Origin of the sequence: Mesorhizobium sp. M7A.F.Ca.US.007.01.2.1 (assembly GCF_003998165.1) — a bacterium.
GTDB lineage: Bacteria > Pseudomonadota > Alphaproteobacteria > Rhizobiales > Rhizobiaceae > Mesorhizobium > Mesorhizobium ciceri.
The window spans coordinates 1-468 of the sequence record NZ_RZQP01000531.1; the positions used below are offsets into that span (position 1 = coordinate 1).

Here is a 468-nt window from a genome sequence, read left to right on the forward strand (position 1 = left end):
CTTCTCCAGGATGGTCGCGGCATCGGCGTGCTGATCAAGGACGAGGAAGACCTTTCCTACATTGCGCCGGAGCTTGGACGGATCGTCGAGGAGGCACTGGCGTGACGCGGGAGGTCATTTCGCAAGGCTGGCAGGACAGAAGGGGGCGACACAGAATGATGCGGGAAACAAGCTTCCCCCGCGCCGCCTCGCCATTCCTGGGTTTTGCCAGGCTCTTGCGCCGCTACGGCTTTGCCATAGCCCCCGAGCAAGTCTCCGGCTTCATGCAGGCGGTGACGTTGCTCGGGCCGCGCTCGATGGCCGACATCCGCGAGGCGGCCCTCGCCACCCTGGCGCCGCCGCCCGACCGCCGCGACGAATTCGAAGCGCATTTCCAGAGCCATTTCTATGGCAACAGGTCCGCCGTGGTCGAAGGCGACGCCGACGAGGAAACCCGCATCAAGGATGATGGCGGTGCGAGCCAGGAAG

At 65.0% G+C, this 468-nt stretch carries 1 pseudogene; it reads left to right on the forward strand.

Going from position 1 to position 468, the window contains the following annotated elements:
- Positions 1-155 precede the first annotated feature (155 nt).
- Positions 156-468 (forward strand): annotated as a pseudogene (locus EN949_RS35630) (VWA containing CoxE family protein); the annotation flags it as partial.